We start from the raw sequence: 17,715 nt of genomic DNA, 5'->3' as shown, positions 1-17,715 counted from the left end.
ACCATGACTGAGCTTCTCCAGATCAAGGCCGTGAACAAACGCTTCGGCGGGCTGGTCGCGGTCAACAATGTTTCCTTCGCGGTCCGCGAACGCGAAATCCTCTCCGTCATCGGCCCCAACGGCGCCGGCAAGTCGACGCTGTTCAAGTTGATTTCCTCTTTCCTCAATCCGACCTCGGGCGAAGTGCTATTCCGGGGAGAGCGGATTTCAGGCCTGGCGCCGCATATCGTCGCCCGGAAGGGCGTGGTGCGCACGTTCCAGGAGACGACGATCTTCAAGGGCATGACGGTGCGCGACAATGTCATCATCGCGCATCACCTGCGTTCCAATGCCAGCCTTGCCGGCTTCTATCTCGGCACGAACACCGCACGGCGCGACGAGGATGAATTCGGCCGCTCGGCCGACGAGATCATCGACTTCCTCGATCTCGGCACGCAACGGCATGAGATCGCCAGCACGCTGCCGCACGGCCATCTGCGCGCGCTCGGGATTGCCATCGGGCTCGCTACCAACCCGACCGTGCTTCTGCTCGACGAGCCCTTCGCCGGCATGAACCATGACGAAACCGTGCGCGCGGTGGAGATGGTGCGCGGCGTGCGGAAGCGCGGCGTGACTGTCCTGCTGGTCGAGCACGATATGCCCGCCGTCATGAACATTTCCGACCGCATCGTCGTCCTGAACTTCGGTGTGAAAATCGCCGAGGGAACGCCGAAGGAAATCCAGGAGAACGAAAAGGTCATCGAGGCCTATCTCGGCGTCGAAGATGAGACGATCGGATTTTAGCCATGAGCGAACTGCTGAAAGTCTCCGACATCGAACTCTACTACGACCATGTCTATGCACTGAAGGGCGTGTCGCTCAACGTCAACGAGGGCGAGACCGTCGCGCTGATCGGCGCGAACGGCGCGGGCAAATCCTCGATCCTGCGCGCCATCACCGGCCTGAAGAAAGTCCGCAGCGGCGAGATTCATTTCCGGGGCCACCGCATCGACGGAACGCGCCCGGACGAGCTGGTCAGGATGGGCATCGCCATGGTGCCGGAGGGTCGGCGCGTCTTTTCCTACATGACGGTGCGCGACAATCTGATGATGGGCGCCTTCACCCGCACCGACAAGGCCGAAATCGCCAGGACGCTGGACATGGTGCTCGCGCGCTTTCCGCGCCTGAAGGAACGCTATTCCCAGACGGCGGGCACGATGAGCGGCGGCGAACAGCAGATGCTGGTGATCGGGCGGGCGCTGATGGCCAAACCGAAGCTTCTGCTGCTCGATGAACCCTCGCTCGGCGTCGCGCCGAAGCTCGTCCAGGACATCGCCCGCTCCATCGTGGCGATCAATCGCGACGAAAAGGTCAGCGTTCTCTTGGTCGAGCAGAATTCGCGCATGGCGCTGCGCATCTCGCAGCGCGCCTACGCACTGACGACCGGAAAGATCGCGCTGGCCGGACATTCGGCTGAGCTGCTTGGCGACGACCGGGTCAAGAAACTCTATCTCGGCGGCGAAATATGAAAGCGCAAATGGACATACTCGTCGTCAATCCCAACACCACTGCGTCCATGACCGAGAAGATCAGCGAGGCGGCGCGCGGCGCGGCTTCGGCCGGCACCAGGATCATCGCCGTCAATCCGAAGGACGGGCCGCCGAGCGTCGAAGGCTATTTCGACGAGGTCTTCGCCATCCCGGGAATGATCGGCGAGATCCAGAGATATCCGGCGGCGAGCGCCTGCGTCATCGCCTGCTTCGACGACACTGGCCTCGACGCAGTACGCTGCGTCGGCGAGATGCCGGTGGTCGGCATCGGCGAAGCGGCGTTTCACATGGCAAGCCTAATTGCCGGCAAGTTCAGCGTGGTGACGACGCTGTCGCGTTCGGTGCCGGCGATCGAGCACAATCTGGTGCGCTACGGCCTCGCCAGCCGCTGCGCTAGGGTGCGGGCAAGCGACGTTCCCGTTCTGGAGCTCGAAGTGCCCGGCTCCAACGCCCGCCATCGAATTTCGGAGGAGATCGAGCGCGCCATCCGCGACGACCGGGCCGAAGCGATTGTGCTGGGATGCGCCGGCATGGCCGACCTCGCCGCCGCGCTCAGCCGCGAACATGGCCTTCCTGTGCTCGACGGCGTCGCCTGCGCGGTACAACTCTGCGAGAGCCTCGTCAGCCTTGGCCTGTCGACCTCGAAGCGCGGCGGCTACCAGGTTCCACTCGAAAAGTCCTTCGCCGGAATCTTTGCGTCCTTTTCGCCCTCCGGCCGTGTATCCTGATGCGTGCAAAATTGTTGACATTCCCACACAGGATGTTCGATGTCCGGCCGGAAACGCGGTGTTCGCGCCGCTATGCGATCCGGCCGCCGGGACAATGAGACGATGGACCTGCTTGGACCAAAGACACGGGATGGCGACAAGCCGACGATGCGCTGGTTTCCGGTCTATGCCGGCCTGCGCGACGCCATCGTCAGCCACCGCCTCGCACCGGGCACAAAGCTGCCCGAGGACGAGCTCGCCTCGATCTATTCGGTGAGCCGCGCGGTGATACGCGCGGCGCTGCAGGCGCTGTCGCATGACCGCTTGGCTCGGCTCGAGCCGAACCGCGGCGCGTTCGTCGCCCAGCCGACCAAGCAGGAAGCGCGCGAGGTGTTCGAAGCGCGAGCGCTGATCGAGCCCAAGGTCGCGGCGCTTGCCGCCGAAGTGGCAAAGCCGGCCGAGATCGCGCAACTGCGGCTTCATCTCGAAAAAGAGCACGAGGCCCTGCATGCCGGCCGCGACAGCGACGCCATAATGCTGTCGGCAAAATTCCATGTCGGCATCGCTGAAATCGCCGGCCATTCGATCCTGACCGGCTTCGTCAAGGACCTGTTGTCGCGGTCGTCGCTGATCATCGCGCTCTACTGGCGCCGCCGCGACACCACCTGCGAAAGCCACGCCCATCACGCCCTCGTTGATTCCATCGAAAAGCACGACGCAAAAAACGCGTCCGACCTGATGCAAAGTCATCTCATCGACCTTCTGTCGGGCCTTGATCTGTCGCTTGGCGAGAAGAAGCCCGAGAGCCTGTCGGACATCTTGCGCTGATCTCCGCTGTCAAACTCTTCGCCGGAGTTCGCCTATGTCCGCACGTGCTGGGCGTGATCGAAGCAATGCATAGCATGCATCGGTCCATGAGGACTGCTTCTTCGTTCCTGCCGTCATAACAGTAGCGCTCGTTGAGTCCGCGGCGCTGCCCTCCAGCTTCGGCTACTCCTGCTGCCGCACAACGGACGGGCAATGCGCCGATCAGAGCTTGAGGCACGCAGTCGCAGCAAGGATTGGCAAACTGCCGGTTTTTCTTACGGCCTTTAGATACGACCTGATGCGATCGGTCCATGGCCCTCGCGAGAGGCCAGTTCCAGACTGTCTGTTTATGCGACTTTGGAAGCACAAAAGGGGAACATCTAGCGGCTTATGTGTTTTCGACGTCAACAGCCTCTGGCGGTCAGATCGGCGATCGACCGGCATTGTGAATGCCTGGAAGGGGCCGGAACCGGACTGTCAGCTTTCAAGATGACTGGACAAGATAGCCGGCCCTTGCGTCCAGCCCCGTCTGACCGCTGTGCGCCAGAAGCGACCTTTCGGACCACTGGGGCTAATGGACGACCTCCTGGCTTTGGCCGGGCGGGCTCGTCAGGGCGCCGCGATAGGTGTACAATTTTAGCCATGTTGGGTCCGGGGCCGGATGATGATCGTCCCTCCATTGAACCGGAAACTGCTGGCGATCCTTGCAGCGGATATGGTCGGCTATTCAACGGCGATCGAAATTGACGAAGCTGGCACCATCGGACGCCTGAGAGCTATCCGGGCCGACGTAACCGATACGGCGATCGCTCTGCACCAGGGTCGAATTGTCAAACTATTAGGAGATGGCGCACTTGTCGTCTTCGACAGCGTGGTCGATGCGGTAATCTGCGCAGCCGAAATTCAAAAAGCTGTGGCCGTTCGCAATGGTGGACTGCCGGAGCATGAGCGGATTGTGTTCCGCATCGGGATAAATCTTGGCGATGTGGCGCTCGTGGATGGCGATGTGTATGGCGACGGCGTCAATATCGCCGCTCGGTTGCAGCAACTCGCTGACCCGGGCGGCGTGATCGTATCGGGCACGGCCTTTGACCATCTGCAGGGCAAGCTTGATTGGCCCCTCGATTTCGCTGGCGAGCAGCAAGTCAAGAATATCAATCGCCCCGTGCGGATGTACCGGCTGAGGCTCGATGGCAAGCCGGCGCGCCGCCCGCTTCTCGGAATGATGCCGCGCTGGGCCAGGACGGCTGCGGCGGCCATCGTGGTGCTGGCTCTGGCGGGTGGAGGGACATGGTGGGTCTTTCAGCCTGCGCCACTGGGGGCCAAGCCGTCGATCGCGGTGCTGCCCTTCAATAATTATGGCGGCGACGAGGCCACCGGGCGTTTGGCCGATGGCCTCACCGAAGACATCATCACCGATCTCGCGCAGTTTCCCGAACTCGACGTCGTGGCACGCAATTCGACGCAAGCGTACAAAGGCAAGTCGCTGGATGTCCGCCAGGTCGCGAGTGCGCTCGACGTCGGCTATGTGCTGGAAGGCTCGATCCAGCGCCTGGGCGGTCGGCTGCGGATCACCGCGCAGCTGATCGATGCAAAAACCGGCAACCATCTGTGGTCGGAGCGATGGGACCGGCCTGCTGAAGACGTATTCGCCGTTCAAACCGAGATCGCCGAGCAGGTCACCAACCGCCTCGGCAACGGCGTGGGGCTGATTCAAGGCGCGGGGCGGGCTGCAGCGAAGCGTAAACGGCCGGACAACTTGACTGTCTATGATTACTACCTGCTCGGAACCGAAAGGATTGAAAAGATTACCGTAGCGGATGAGGAGGAGGCCATCAGGCTGCTCAACCTCGCTGTCGAGCTGGACCCGGGGTTCGCCCGCGCCTGGGTGGAACTTTATCATGCTCATAACATATTGGCTGGCTTCGGTATCAATCCCGAGAGCGAGATCAAGGCGGCTGCCGATGTAGCCGAACGCGCGGTGCGGCTCGATCCGAGCGACGCCGAGGCGCACGCCGTTTTTGGCATGAGCCTCAAAGACAAGGGCGACAACGCCCGCGCCAAGGTCGAGCTGGACACGGCCCTCCGCCTCGCTCCGGGTTCGGCCGAAATCCTGACATTCTATTCCGGCTTTGCGGCAGGCTTCGACGAACCCGAACGCGGCGCTCAGTTGGTCGACCAAGTTATACGGCTCGACCCGAATTACCCGATGTGGGCAACTGCTTTCTACTCCACTGCCTATTTTATGGCTGGTCGCTATGAGGACGCCTTGAAGATGCTGGAGCGCAAGACGCCCGATAACTACGGCAAAGGGGGTTGGGTGGTGCGTAGCAGCTCCTTTGCGGCTCTGGGTCGAATCGATGAGGCGAATGCTTCGGTCCGGGAAACCCTCAAACGGTATCCGGACCTGACCGTCGAGGGCATGGTCAATGAATTCAGCTTGAGCAAGACGGAGCGCGGTCGTTTCATCGAGACAATGCCGCTAGCCGGCTTCCCGGCGTGCGCCAAGACCGGGTCGCTGGCAAAACTCGCCAAACCTGTGCGGCTGCCGGAATGCGAGGCGGGGGAGGCGCAGCCTCTCGGGCAGCCATAGAACAAGCTCGGCGCAAAAGGGAGACGTGAGCCGCGAATCACCCCGGCACTGGCGGGCGCTGTCGCCGAAGGTTGGAGGCGATGACACATATGGTTGTGACGCCGCGCGAGGCTCCCGCTAGCGAACGAAGAACTCAGGGTCAAACGCTCAAGTGAGTATCCCTACGGTGGAAGCCGGCTGAGCAAGTGATTTTCTGAGCAGTGGCGATTATGTCAGGAATGGGCCGACAACGGATCGGCAGCTTCGAGCCCGTGGATATCGAAAGCGGACATTCACGTCGATGTGGGCATGATCATCATCTGACCCTGAACAGACTGGGAGCGAGGTGCCAAAAGCTTCAACGCCGAAGAGCGATTTAGGTCAAATCAGACGATCCTCATTACGACATCGATGTTGCCCCGTGTCGCTTTGGAGTAAGGACAAATCTCGTGCGCTTCATCCACCAGAATTTGTACCACATCGCGCTCCAGACTCGGCACGGCAATATCCAGTTGGACGTTAAGAAAGTGGCCGTTTTCTCCGTAGTTCAGATTCACCTCGGCCTCGATGCTCATCCCTGCAGGCAGCGCGATTTTTCGTTCGTGGGCCGCAGATGCGATTGCGCTTGCGAAGCTGGCCGACCAGCCGGCCGCGAGCAACTGCTCCGGATTGGTGCCGATGCGCGCCGATCCAGGCGTCGATAGCCAGATGTCCAGAAGGCCGTCGGAACTGCGCGAGGCGCCATTTTCGCGACTGCCCGTGGTTGCGGTCCTGGCCGTATAGACAACCCTTGTGATGTGGCTCATGGGCATTCTTTGCTGGTAGCGGTAACCGCCGCTTCGGCGGTTGCCGCGAACTCGATCAGGCGTCGACTTCGACAACGGCATCGGCAAAGGCCTGCGGCGCTTCCTGGGGCAGGTTGTGCCCGATGCCGCCGGTGACGACCCGATGCGCGTATCTGCCCGGGAACATCGTGGCGTATACGCTGGCGTCCGGATGCGGCGCGCCATTGGCGTCGCCTTCGAGGGTGATCGTCGGCACGCCGATGACCGGTGCCTGCGCGAGTCGCTCCTCGAACGCGTCGTATTGCTGCTCGCCGGCGGCGAGTCCGAGCCGCCAGCGATAATTGTGGACCACAATGGCCACGTGATCGGGATTGTCGAAGGCTGCGGCGCTGCGCTCGAATGTGGCATCGTCGAAATTCCACCGCGGCGACGCGAGTTGCCAGATCAGCCTGGTGAAATCTCGTGTGTATTTCTCGTAGCCGGCGCGGCCGCGATCGGTGGCGAAGTAATATTGATACCACCATTGCAGCTCGGCCTTGGGTGGCAGCGGCAGCTTGCCGGCTTGCTGGTTGCCGATGAGGTAGCCGCTCACCGAGACCATCGCCTTGCAGCGTTCAGGCCATAGTGCGGCAATGATGTTCGCGGTGCGCGCGCCCCAGTCGCAGCCGCCAATCGTCGCCTTTTCGATGCCCAGTGCGTCCATCAGGGCGACAATGTCCGCGGCAATCGCTGACTGCTGACCGTTGCGCATCGTGTCGTCCAACAGGAATCGGGTCGTGCCGTATCCGCGCAGGTAGGGAACAATCACGCGGTGGCCTTTCGCTGCCAGCAGAGGAGCGACATCGGCATAGGTGTGGATGTCATACGGCCAGCCATGTAGCAGGATGACGGGCGGGCCGTCGGTCCGTCCAAGTTCCGCATAGCCGACGCTCAGCACGCCGGCCTCGATCCGCTTCAAGGGCCCAAAGGACGCCGCAGGCTCTCCAGTCGTCTGTTGCGCTTGTGCCGGGCCGATCAGGCCGAACTGAGTGGCGGCGACAGCCATCGCGGCGGCGCCAAAGAACCGACGGCGATCTTGGTCGATTTCATCGGGGATATTGAGCGAATGCATTTGGGAACCTCTATCCTTGCGCGGGCGATCAGCCGAACGTGAATGCAAAGACCTCCACGCCTGAGTCGAGAAACTCGATCTCGAACTGGCGATCGACGATGGGTTTCGATTGTCGGATCAGTTGGTACAGGCGCTGCTCTGTCACTGCGCCTTCGCCCATTTCATTGACGTCGATGCCGTGAGCCGTGCCTGGCGGCTGCCCGTCGATCAGCACGCGAAATCTCACAGACGTTCCCGGCGCTGCCGGACCCATGACCAGATGAAGGTCGCGCGCGTGAAAACGGTACGCGATGCGGGCATCGGACTTGTTCAGTACGGCGGTTTCTTTCCTTACCGTCCAACTGCCAGACAGCCCCCACTCATTCAGGCGTAGTCGCGCCGGCACGTCGTAGATGTGCGGCGCGTCCAAGACCGCTTCACCGCCGGAGGCAGAATTCTGGGTGCGTTCGTAGCCGAGATAATTTTCCGGAGACTTGAGGGTCTCCCAATCGGCCGCGGCCTCGATGCCGCGGGCATCCACCGACACAGGCTCACGGTCGAATCCGCCGGCGCCAGCCTCAGTCAGCAATTCCTGGATGACCATTTCCGACTGTTGGTATGAGCCCTCGCCAAAGTGGTGATACCGGACGCGTCCCCGCGAATCGACGAAATAGAGTGCCGGCCAGTACTGGTTGCTGAAAGCCCGCCATATGAGATGGTCGTTGTCGACGGCGATCGGGTAATCGATCCCCAGGTCTTTCACCGCCCGGTGCACGTTGTTCAGGTCTTTTTCGAACGAGAACTCCGGCGCGTGGATTCCGATCACCACCAAACCATGCTTCCGGTATTTCTCGTCCCAGGCCTGAACGTAGGGAAGCGTGCGCAGCCAGTTGATGCAGGTGTAGGTCCAGAAATCGATGAGGACGACCTTGCCATGCAAAGCCGACGCCGTCAGCGGCGGCGAATTTATCCACTCGTGCGCCACGCCAAGCGAAGCAAGCTCGGATTGACTCTCGAACTGGTCGGAGGAAAGTCCGTGAAGGAACGGAACCCTCATCGGTGCGGAGGGTATCGGCTGAGCCACATTCGTGTCTCCCAGAAAACTGGCAATCGGAGCCCCGATTGCCATTGCGAGCGCCACGGCGACGAGCAGCTTAATTGCTTTCATCGACGACGCCTTTTCAGTTTCGATCGATATCGCCGCGCAGACGGTTCAGCGGCGCGCTGCGCGCTGAATCCTTCAGAGCGGAAGCTCTTTGCCGGCCTGCTCAGCCACCATGTATTCCGCGTACCAGTCCGGCCAGTTCTCATCGCGCTGGCCGCCGTTGCGCTTCTCGTGCTCGCCGTGGGCCTCCGACGCGCGTCGCAGCGCGGCAACAAGATCCGCTCCGGAAGCGTAGGTCGTGGTGTCGATCCGGCCGGGAAAGCGGGTGGTGATTTCCTGCAGCAGCCATTCGTTGCCGTCCGGGTCCTTGAACGTCGCGAACGAGGAGTAGCTGCGCCGCTCGGGATCGCGCCCCTTGACCGCCGGCTTGCCGGGACCTGTGCGGTGAAACGCCTCGCTGACCTCGGCGCCGTGGCCAATGAGCTCGGCGCGCGCCGCCTCGATGTCCGACACGACAAGATAAAGCCCGCTTGCCGAGCCGGGCTCCGCCGTCGTGACCCCCGTGCCGAAGTGGATCGAGGCAGGCGAGCCCGGAGGTGTGAACTGCACACCCCGGAACGTATCGCCGACGACGAAATCGCCGTCGAGCCGCCAGCCCAGGCCGATATAAAAGCTCTTGGCGCGATCGACGTCCGAGACGGGGATGACCACGACCTCGAGCTTCATGTCGAGCGCCTGCTTTTTGAGGGTCCCGGTCGCAGTTTCGTGCTTTTCGTCACGGGGCGTTTTCATGGTTTGAGACATTTGTCGTTCCTTTCGAGTGAGGTGGTTATTTGGTTTGCCGCAGCGGCCTGAACGCGGCGCGCAACTCGGCAGAAAAGAGCTCCGGCCGCTCCCACGCGGCGAAGTGGCCGCCTTTGTCGACCTCATGGAAGTAGATCAGGTTGGGGTAGGCGCGCCGGGCCCACGTCTCGGGGGCCTGATAGCCTTCCCCCGGAAAGACCGTGATGGCCACCGGCAGCGAGACTTCGCTGGTCTTTTCAGGGCCGGCAAAAACGGGACTGCGCCCGCCGCCGTACTCCCAGTAAATTCGCCCGGACGAGGTGGCGGTGTCCGTCAGCCAGTACAGCGTGATATCGTCCAGCACCTCGTCAGGCGACTTTTCGGGGTCGCTTTTGTCGTAGGTCCAGCCCGAAAAGCCCGGATGCCCGAGCATCCAAGCGGCGAGCCCTGCGGGGGAGTCATTGATGGCGTAACCGATCGTCTGGGGCCGGGTGCCCATCATCGTGGCGTAGGATCTGTTCCCCATCTTGGCGGCCATGCTGAGCGCATCGAACGCCGCGCGCTCCTTGTCCATGAGCCCCGCCGGCGCCGGTCCGCCGGCGGCGAGCACCGCGGCAATCTCTGGCGGTACGACAGCCGGCAGGTTGACATGAATGCCGAGCAGGCCTGCCGGGGCCAGACGTCCCATTGCATTCGAAACGGGAGAGCCCCAGTCGCCGCCCTGGGCGACGTAATCTGTGTAGCCAAGGCGCTTCATCAGCTCTGCCCAGGCTCGTGCAATGCGGTCTGTACCCCAGCCGGTATCTGTGGGTTTGCCGGAGAAGCCGAAACCCGGCAACGACGGCAGTACGAGGTCGAACGCGTCTTCCGGGCTACCGCCATGCGCCGTGGGATCGGTGAGAGGGCCGACGGTCTTGAGCAGTTCCAGCACCGAGCCGGGCCAGCCATGCGTCATGATCAGCGGCAAGGCATTGGGATGTTTCGAGCGAACGTGAATGAAGTGGATGTCCACTCCGTCGATCGTCGTCATGAACTGGGGCAGGGAATTCAGCTTCGCTTCCGCTGTCCGCCAGTCGTAGGCCGTGCCCCAATACTCGACGAGCGGCCTGATCTTCGCGAGCTGTATGCCCTGCGACTGGTCATCGACCGTCTCCCGGTCGGGCCACCTTGTCTGCGCAATGCGACTGCGAAGATCATCGAGCGGCGCTTGCGGCACATAGACTTTGAAGGGCCGGATCGAGCGATCCTCGACCGGGTTGGCGGAGGCGGGCGCGGAAAGGGTGCAAAGCCCGAATGCCAGCACGGCCGCCAGTTGGTCGAGCCTCATGGCTGCACCTTCTTGTCCGGAGTGTGGAACGTCACCGTTTGTTTGGTGAAGACTTTGCCTTCGGGATCCACCACCTCGATCAGCACCTTGTGCTGGCCGCTTGGCATGCCAACCAAGATGATGGTGTTGCTCTGACCGTAGTCCGCCCACGCCCAAGGCAGGTCGTCGACGGTGACGTGCAGATGCCCGACCCGTGGAGACACGTTGCGCGCGGCCGCCCCGCCCACAGGCAGGATGCGCAAGTTCTCTACCCGGTACGGGATGAACACGACGCCGTTGGCCAACGGACCCGGAAGCGGCGGCTCCACGATCAGCTTGGATGCGGGCTCGTTGTCGATGGGAACGACCGTGCTCTGGGCAAACGCGCCCGTGGCGAGCACGGTGCAAACCGCGAGTGCGGTGAGCGTCTTGATGAGGGGGTTCATTGCAGTCGCTCCCTTCGGAGGTTCGCTACGCAGCTATCGCTGGGCGGAAGATGACGAGCGTCCGGCGCGCCATCCCCCGCCAACACGTCATGTCTGCAACGTCTTGAATGTTGCGCGCACCTCATCGGTGAAACTCTTCGGCTGCTCCCAGGCGGCGAAATGGCAGCCCTTGTCCGTGCGGCCATAGTGCAGAAGCTTCGGGAACGCGCGTTCGGTCCAACTCTTCGGTGCGGTGTAGATTTCACTGGGGTTCGCAGTCGCACCGACGGGAATGGTGATGCCCTTGGCGTCGAAGAAGCCGGCCTTCGCCGTTTGCGTATGTTCCCAATAGAGACGTGCCGACGAGATCGCCGTGTTCGTCAGCCAGTAGAACGTGATGTTGTCGAGGATGTCGTCGCGGGTAAGGCCCTCCGGCTCTCCATCGAAGGAGCGGGCGATCAGCGCATAACTGTCCGCATCGTGATCGAGGATCCACGCCGCCAGGCCGGCCGGTGAATCGACGATCCCGTAGAGCGTTTGCGGACGAAGAGCCATCTCGTTGGCGTAGCCCAGGCCGTTTTGGTAGAAGAACGCTACCTGCTCGTAGGCACGCTTCTCGTCGGGGCCAAGATCAGCGGGGGGCGGACCGCCGGAGGCCAGCGCCTTCACGATCTCCGGCGGAATGGTCCCCGGCATATTCGTGTGGATGGCGACCAGCTCGGGAGGTGCGATCAGGGCCATCTGTTCCGTGATGAGTGCTCCCCAATCGCCGCCCTGCGCGACGTAGCGGTCGTAGCCAAGGCGTTTCATCAGCACGATCCACGCCCGCGCGATGCGCCCGGGATCCCAACCGGTTTCGGTGGGCTTGCCGGAAAAGCCGTAGCCCGGCATCGACGGGATCACCACGTCGAACGCCTCCGCCTCCGTGCCTCCCTGCGCAGTGGGATTGGTGAACGGGTCGATGATCTTCAAAAGTTCGATGACCGAACCGGGCCAGCCGTGCGTGATGATGACAGGCAGGGCGCCCTGATGCTTAGACTTCACATGGATGAAGTGGATGTCGAGCCCATCGATCTCAGTGACGAAATTCGGCAGCGCCTTCAACTGCGCCTCGCACTTGCTCCAATCGTATTCCGTTCGCCAGTACTGCATGAGCTTCTGCATTGTGGCGAGTTGCACGCCCTGCGTTGGCCCTACAGTTGCTGGGGTCGACCAGATCCGCCGGGACGCCTCGTCGGAGACGAGTTCGCGCTCGGGCCAGCGCGTGGTGGCGATGCGCCGGCGCAGCTCATTGATCTCCTCCTGCGGGAAACTGACGGAGAAAGGGCGGATGGCATCGCTCGTGGATGCGGCGGCCAATTGCGACGGGAGCAGGCTTGCCGCGCCGGCGGCGGCGATGCCGGCCGCCGCAGTGCCCAAAAGTCGCCGGCGATCCTGGTCGATTGCTTCGGAGGTTCTGGTCGTGTCCATGGGTCTCTCCTGGGTTGATGGGTTTGCGATCTATCTACGTAGCTTGAACTACGCCCAGGAGGCGGGATTAGCCCGTTATGCGTCGTGAGCTTGTGTTAGCCGCTGCCAGCCTGCCGCTTTTTTGAGCAGATAGGAGGCGCCTAGACTGTGAGACTCCCTATGGTGCAGGAGCGCTCCTTGACTTAAACTGCGGCGCTGGGTGCAGGCGGCTCCAAAAGAAGACGCCATGACGAAAACGGGAATACAAGCCAAAGACAGATTGTCGTTTGGCCCTTTCCATTTTGCTGCGGGTGAAAGGCTCCTGACAAGAGAAGGCGCTCCCGTAGAGTTGGGTTCGCGCGCCATCGACATTCTCATAGTCCTGACCTCTGCACCGAATGAAGTCGTCAGCAAGAAAGATCTAATGTCGCGGGTTTGGCCGGATGTCGTCGTCGAGGAAGGCAGCCTGCGGTTCCACATGACCGGACTGCGCAGGGCGCTGGGCGATGGAAAGGATGGCGCGCGGTACATCGCGACGCTTCCGGGGCGGGGCTATTGCTTCGTTGCGCCGGTTTTGCGATTAAACAGCCCACGCGACGAAGCCCTATTCATTGCCGCTGAGTTTCCGCACGCGAATCTTCCAAACCGCTTGAGCCGGATGGTCGGACGGGACGAGGATGTTCTTAAGCTGTCGGTGCAGCTGAATGCTTCGCGGTTCGTCACCATCGTTGGCGCCGGTGGCGTCGGCAAAACCACCGTCGCGATCGCAGTCGGGCATCACCTGATCGAAGCATTTTCAGGGGCGGTCTTGTTCGTCGATCTGGGAATGATCGGCGATCCCGGTCTGGTGACGACAGCCGTCGCCTCGATGCTTGGACTAACGGTTCAAACAGAGGATGCGACGCCCAACCTGATCGCTTACTTGCGCAACAAGCGGATTCTCTTGATCCTCGATACCTGTGAGCATCTCGTGGATGCGGTGGCGCCTCTGGCCTCGAGCATCGTCGATGCGGCGTCACAGGTCTACATCCTGGCGACGAGCCGCGAGGCGCTTCGGGTCGAGGGCGAACATATCTGCCGGTTGGATGCGCTTGCGTTTCCGCCCGACGAACCGGGGCTAACGGCGGCCATCGTCCAGACATTCCCGGCCACCCAGCTGTTCGTCGAGCGAGCGGTGGCAGGTGGCGCTCGTTTGGACGTCGGCGACGCCGAGGCCTTGATCATCGCAAGCATCTGCCGAAAGCTTGACGGGGTGGCGCTCTCGATCGAACTGGCGGCCAGACGTGTCGAATCCTATGGGCTGCAGCAGACAGCCGCGCTTCTCGATCAACGCCTGACACTGCTGTGGCTCGGTTCACGGACAGCGCCGCCGCGTCAGCAGACCTTGCAGGCGACACTAGACTGGAGCTTTGGGCTCCTGACCGACGTTGAGCGCGTGGTGCTTCGCAGGCTCGCTGTATTCGTCGGTCATTTCACGCTCGATGCCGCCCTGGAGGTCGTGACGAGCGCGACCCTCGACCGATCGACCGTCCTTGGCGCCATGGACAGTCTTGTCGCCAAATCGATCGTGGCGACGCGTCCGGTTGGAGCAATGATGCGCTACAGGCTCCTCGATACGACGCGCGCCTACGTTCTCGACATCCGGATCGATGACGCCGAGGCTGCCGATCTGGCAGTGCGCCACGCCGCCTACTATCGGAGATGGCTGGAGCAGACCGGGATCGAGTGGCCAAGCCTGGCGACCGGTGAGGAGCGGGCGCCCCACTTCGCCGCCATCAACAATGTCCGGGCTGCCCTGGAATGGTGCTTCGGCGACAGCGGAAACGCCGACATCGGCGTCGGACTCGCCAGCGCTGTCGCGCCGGTTTTCCTGGCAATGTCCTTGTTGCCGGAGTGTCATCGCTGGTCTGAAAGAGCAATATTCGCTTTCGACGATGCCGCCCTTGGCGGACTTGACGAGATGCATCTTCAGGCAGCCCTCGGCGTGTCCTTCATGTTCATGCGGGGAGGACGCGACAGGGCGCGCGTAGCTCTGGAGAGGAGCCTGGCGATCGCCGAGCAGCGCGGCGATCCGCTGGACCGGGTGCGTCTGTTGGGTTCGCTCAACATGTTCCATCTGCGGACGGGCAATTTCGCAACCGCCCTTGAGTTTGCAAGGCGTTGTTCAGCCACAGCCGCGACCTTGGACGACTCGGTCGTCAACGCGCTGGCACACTCGATCCTGGGCATCTCGCTCCACCTGCGAGGCGACCTCGCGGAGGCCCGCGCAGAGCTGGAGGCGGCGCTCGACCGTGGGCCGCGCTCCCAGCGGACCACGACGATCTATCTGGGCTTCGAAGGCAAAATCCTGGCCAGGGCCATCCTGGCGAGGAACCTTTGGCTACAAGGCCATCCGGACCAAGCCATGGCACACGCCCGACAGGCCGTCGAAGAGGCTGCCGCCATGGATCATTCTCTAACGTTGGCGATCGCGTTGATCTGGGCGATATCGGTCTTCCTGTGGACCGGTGACCTGAAGAGCGCCGAGGCGTACATAGATATGCTCATCGCCCGCGCGGAATCCCATTCCATGACTCCTTACCTGCTGGTCGGTCGGGGCTTCAAAAGCGAAGTCGCGATCCGTCAGGGCGATGCAAAAAGCGGCGTCGAGGGCCTGCAGACATCTCTTCGGAAGCTCCACGCGGCGCCTTATGAATTGCTCACGACGCCGCTCAACCTCTCGCTAGTTAGGGGACTGTCCGCGATCGGTCAGGTTGATGAAGCCATTGCGTTGATCGACGAGTCGCTTGGTCAAGTCGAAAAGAACGGCGACCAGTTGTACCTCCCGGAGTTGCTACGGATGAAGGGAAGCCTCCTTCTCCAGTCGGAGCGCAACCGTGATGAAGCTGCCGCCTACCTCATGCAGGCACTGGAGTTGAGCCGAAGTCAGCGCGCACGGGCATGGGAGTTGCGAACCGCAATCGACATGGCGACGCTGATGGCCGGGCGCGGGGAGATCAACAGCGCTCGCGAGCTCTTGCAGTCGGTTGCGGCGTATTTTGTGGAGAGCCTGAATACGGCGGATGTCGGGGCTGCCGAACACCTGCTGGCGACACTGAGGTAGAGCCTCAATGCCACTTCTCCTAATGGTGTCGTCCCCTCTCGGCGCAATTTCGACGGTGGTGTGGGCACTATTAATGTCGGCTTCGGGAGGACAGGAGTGGCTGGCTGAATGACCGACATGCTGAAGGGTTTCGGGTGCCGTCAGGCGTACGAAAGTCTCTCATGCAGGAACCCGCGGGCCGCAGACGACGGCCTATGGAGATTTGTGTTTCGGAGCGTGCCAGCGCCTGGGGCGAACTTCCGCATAGGATGCGGTGGGCATGTCGTGGAAGCGGCTTCCGGGCCCGGTCGCAGAGCCTGGAGCGTTGATTCCGACGGGATTGGTGTGCGTGACGACCGGCTCGACGGCAATGTGCACATAACATCCCGTTGACCGTCGCCGGCGTGGCGCGGTCGTACGAGCAACTTGGTCATGCCGGGTCATGAGGTGTTCTCCCGGTTCGGCGCTCGTGAGGTTGGCGGCGCACGAGGCTGGCACCACCGTTCGAACCTCTCGATGACCACCATGCGCCCGCCGCAGCAAGGGCAAGGCGGGCGGACGTCAGCCGGTTCTTCTGGAGTGTCGTTTTCGGGCGGCGGAGCGACGCCCAGCAGTTTGCGCGCGAGTGCGAGGCTGGCCTTGCGGGCGGAGCCGGCGAGCAGTCCATAGTGACGGATGCGGTGGAACCCACGCGGCAGGACATGGAGCAGGAAGCGGCGGATGAACTCGTCGGCGGCAAGCGTCATGGCGCGCTGGCGCTCGACACCATCGCGGCGATAGTCCTTGTAGCGGAAGGTGACTCCAGCCTCATCGAAGGTGATCAGGCGGCGGTTCGAGATGGCGACCCGGTGAGTGTAGCGCGACAGGTAGGCGAGCACCGCTTCCGGCCCAGCGAAGGGCGGCTTGGCATAGACCACCCAGCGCTTGCTGCGAACAGGCTTCAGATGACGCAGGAAAGCCCGACGGTCGGCCAGGTGAGCCGCCGATCCGAAGAGGGCGAGCCGACCGGCGTCGTGCAGCGCGACCAGCCGAGTCAGGAACAGACGGCGGAACAGCTTGCCCAGTACTTTGACTGGGAGAAGGAAGGCTGGCCGCGACGATATCCAGCGTGACCCGTCCGGCGCGATGCCGCCGCCCGGCACGATCATGTGGACATGAGGATGGTGTGTCATTGCCGAGCCCCATGTGTGGATCACGGCAGTGATGCCGATGCGCGCGCCGAGGTGCTTGGGATCCGCCGCGATCGTCAGCATCGTCTCCGATGCCGCCTTGAACAGCAGGTCATAGACCAGCGCCTTGTTGTGGAAGGCGATGACGGCGACCTCGGCGGGCAGCGTGAACACGACGTGGAAGTAACCGACTGGCAGCAGGTCGGCTTCGCGCTCGGCGAGCCATGTACGCGCGGCGGCGCCCTGGCACCTGGGACAGTGCCGGTTGCGGCAGCTGTTATAAGCGATCCGCCATTGACCGCAGTCCGCGCAGGCTTCGACATGACCACCCAATGCAGCGGTGCGGCAGTGTTCGATCGCCGACATGACCTTGAGCTGCTGCAGGCTCAGATGCCCGGCGTGGGCGACCCGGTATCCGGGGCCGGCAGCACGGAAGATATCGGCGACCTCCAGGTCTGCGCGCACCGGTTCAGCCGGGAGGCGTCTTGCCTTCCATCAGCGCCATCAGCCGGTCGAGCGGCCCTGCGATCGCGTGGATCGTCCGGGTCGAGACCTTGGTGTAGAGCGCGGTGGTATCGAGCTTGCTGTGCCCGAGCAGGACCTGGATGACGCGGATGTCGACATCCTGCTCGAGCAGGTGGGTGGCGAAGCTGTGACGCAGCGTGTGCGGGCTGACGCGCTTGCGGATGCCGGCGACTTCAGCTGCTTCCTGGACCGCGCGATGCAGTTGACGCGACGAGATCGGCGCCGTGCAACCGCGCCCTGGGAACAGCCAGCCGTGCGGGAGCATCACCCCGCGCCGCTTGCCTTCGCGCCACCACAGACGCACCAGTTCCAGCAGTTGCGGCGAGAGCATGGCGTTGCGGTCCCTGCGTCGCCCTTGTCTTCTTCCCGTCCGAGTCGAGC

At 62.6% G+C, this 17,715-nt stretch carries 14 protein-coding genes and 1 pseudogene; 6 read left to right on the top strand and 9 right to left on the bottom strand.

The genetic code is table 11. The annotated features are described in order from the left end of the window. Nucleotides 1–3 precede the first annotated feature (3 nt). The 5 genes from NKH89_RS21595 to NKH89_RS21575 all read left to right on the top strand — a co-directional run bounded on the left by NKH89_RS21595 (nucleotide 4) and on the right by NKH89_RS21575 (nucleotide 5,636). Nucleotides 4–783, top strand: a complete 780-nt coding sequence (locus NKH89_RS21595; RefSeq protein WP_352909871.1) for an ABC transporter ATP-binding protein — start codon at nucleotides 4–6, stop codon at nucleotides 781–783. A 2-nt stretch (nucleotides 784–785) separates the two neighbouring features. Continuing rightward, on the top strand, nucleotides 786–1,508 hold the full coding sequence (locus tag NKH89_RS21590; RefSeq protein ID WP_023722330.1) for an ABC transporter ATP-binding protein: 723 nt from the start codon (nucleotides 786–788) through the stop codon (nucleotides 1,506–1,508). 8 nt (nucleotides 1,509–1,516) lie between these two features. Next, nucleotides 1,517–2,257 (top strand): aspartate/glutamate racemase family protein, encoded by a 741-nt coding sequence (locus NKH89_RS21585; protein ID WP_352484980.1) that lies wholly within the window; start codon nucleotides 1,517–1,519, stop codon nucleotides 2,255–2,257. A 102-nt stretch (nucleotides 2,258–2,359) separates the two neighbouring features. Next, entirely contained in the window at nucleotides 2,360–3,064 is a 705-nt protein-coding gene (locus NKH89_RS21580) for a GntR family transcriptional regulator (protein ID WP_023722328.1), read from the top strand. 643 nt (nucleotides 3,065–3,707) lie between these two features. Next, entirely contained in the window at nucleotides 3,708–5,636 is a 1,929-nt protein-coding gene (locus NKH89_RS21575) for an adenylate/guanylate cyclase domain-containing protein (protein WP_352484987.1), read from the top strand. Nucleotides 5,637–6,001: 365 nt separating this feature from the next. Here NKH89_RS21575 and NKH89_RS21570 read toward each other — a convergent pair whose 3' ends face one another. The 7 genes from NKH89_RS21570 to NKH89_RS21540 form a co-directional block, all read right to left on the bottom strand. Continuing rightward, nucleotides 6,002–6,421, bottom strand: a complete 420-nt coding sequence (locus tag NKH89_RS21570) for an Ohr family peroxiredoxin (protein ID WP_352496626.1) — start codon at nucleotides 6,419–6,421, stop codon at nucleotides 6,002–6,004. Between the two features lie 55 nt (nucleotides 6,422–6,476). Next, a complete protein-coding gene (locus NKH89_RS21565; protein WP_502895824.1) occupies nucleotides 6,477–7,445 on the bottom strand; it encodes an alpha/beta fold hydrolase in 969 nt (322 codons plus the stop codon). 94 nt (nucleotides 7,446–7,539) lie between these two features. Continuing rightward, a complete protein-coding gene (locus NKH89_RS21560) occupies nucleotides 7,540–8,658 on the bottom strand; it encodes a redoxin domain-containing protein (RefSeq protein WP_023722327.1) in 1,119 nt (372 codons plus the stop codon). A 72-nt stretch (nucleotides 8,659–8,730) separates the two neighbouring features. Next, a complete protein-coding gene (locus tag NKH89_RS21555) occupies nucleotides 8,731–9,387 on the bottom strand; it encodes a VOC family protein (RefSeq protein WP_031195072.1) in 657 nt (218 codons plus the stop codon). A gap of 37 nt (nucleotides 9,388–9,424) precedes the next feature. Next, nucleotides 9,425–10,705 (bottom strand): epoxide hydrolase family protein, encoded by a 1,281-nt coding sequence (locus NKH89_RS21550; protein ID WP_352909867.1) that lies wholly within the window; start codon nucleotides 10,703–10,705, stop codon nucleotides 9,425–9,427. Continuing rightward, nucleotides 10,702–11,130: a DUF6130 family protein gene (locus tag NKH89_RS21545; protein WP_023722324.1), complete on the bottom strand. Its 429-nt coding sequence runs from the start codon at nucleotides 11,128–11,130 to the stop codon at nucleotides 10,702–10,704. The genes NKH89_RS21550 and NKH89_RS21545 overlap by 4 nt, the downstream gene beginning before the upstream one ends. An 87-nt stretch (nucleotides 11,131–11,217) precedes the next feature. After that, complete coding sequence (locus NKH89_RS21540; protein ID WP_352909864.1) at nucleotides 11,218–12,579, bottom strand: epoxide hydrolase family protein; 1,362 nt, start codon at nucleotides 12,577–12,579, stop codon at nucleotides 11,218–11,220. A gap of 226 nt (nucleotides 12,580–12,805) precedes the next feature. Between NKH89_RS21540 and NKH89_RS21535 the strand changes: the two genes are divergently transcribed. Then, the gene (locus NKH89_RS21535) at nucleotides 12,806–15,661 is read left to right on the top strand and encodes an ATP-binding protein (protein ID WP_352516210.1); all 2,856 of its coding nucleotides are present in this window, start codon (nucleotides 12,806–12,808) and stop codon (nucleotides 15,659–15,661) included. A gap of 419 nt (nucleotides 15,662–16,080) precedes the next feature. Here the strand turns inward: NKH89_RS21535 and NKH89_RS21530 are convergent, their stop codons facing one another. Together NKH89_RS21530 and NKH89_RS21525 are read right to left on the bottom strand one after the other, a co-directional pair. Continuing rightward, nucleotides 16,081–17,274, bottom strand: coding sequence for an IS91 family transposase (locus tag NKH89_RS21530; protein WP_502896925.1), 1,194 nt, complete (start codon nucleotides 17,272–17,274; stop codon nucleotides 16,081–16,083). A 4-nt stretch (nucleotides 17,275–17,278) separates the two neighbouring features. Then, nucleotides 17,279–17,692, bottom strand: a pseudogene (locus NKH89_RS21525) (tyrosine-type recombinase/integrase); the annotation flags it as partial. Nucleotides 17,693–17,715 lie beyond the last annotated feature (23 nt).

It is taken from the genome of Mesorhizobium sp. M0923 (genome assembly GCF_040319365.1).
Classification (GTDB): Bacteria; Pseudomonadota; Alphaproteobacteria; order Rhizobiales; family Rhizobiaceae; genus Mesorhizobium.
This window is presented reverse-complemented; position numbering and strand designations above follow the sequence as displayed.